The following is a 533-nucleotide window of genomic DNA, read 5'->3' as shown; positions in this document are numbered from 1 at the left end:
AAACACCAGGAAGGGAAATACTGGTATCTTCAATAAAACCACTGCCTGTGTTTTTGTACAATTTCGAGATGGGGTTCGATGAATTATCGTAACCCGTCAACAGGAAGTCGGATTTGCCGTCTCCGGTGTAGTCAGACCAGGCGACCGAACCTTTCCAAACATCAGGAAGGGAAATACTGGTATCTTCGCTAAAACCACTGCCTGTGTTTTTGTACAATTTCGAGATGGGTTTCCTATCGTAACCCGTCAACAGGAAGTCGGATTTGCCGTCTCCGGTGTAGTCAGACCAGGCGACAGAACTATCAGAAACACCAGGAAGGGAAATACTGGTATCTTCGCTAAAACCACTCCCCGTGTTTTTGTACAGTCTGGAGATGTAGCCTGAACTTGAGGCACCCGTCAAGAGGAAGTCGGATTTGCCATCTCCGTTGTAGTCAGACCAGGCGACGGAACCGTACCAAACACCAGGAAGGGAAATACTGGTATCTTCAATAAAACCACTGCCTGTGTTTTTGTACAATTTCGAGATGGGG

General features: G+C 47.1%; 1 protein-coding gene. It reads right to left on the bottom strand.

Going from position 1 to position 533, the window contains the following annotated elements; genetic code table 11:
• On the bottom strand, nt 1-533 hold a 533-nt coding region (locus tag PL9214_RS29670; protein ID WP_186440522.1), incomplete at both ends, for an FG-GAP repeat domain-containing protein.

Origin of the sequence: Planktothrix tepida PCC 9214 (assembly GCF_900009145.1) — a bacterium.
In the GTDB taxonomy this organism is placed as follows: Bacteria; Cyanobacteriota; Cyanobacteriia; order Cyanobacteriales; family Microcoleaceae; genus Planktothrix; species Planktothrix tepida.
Note: the sequence above shows the minus strand (reverse complement) of the source record. Positions and strands in the feature narration are given on the sequence as shown.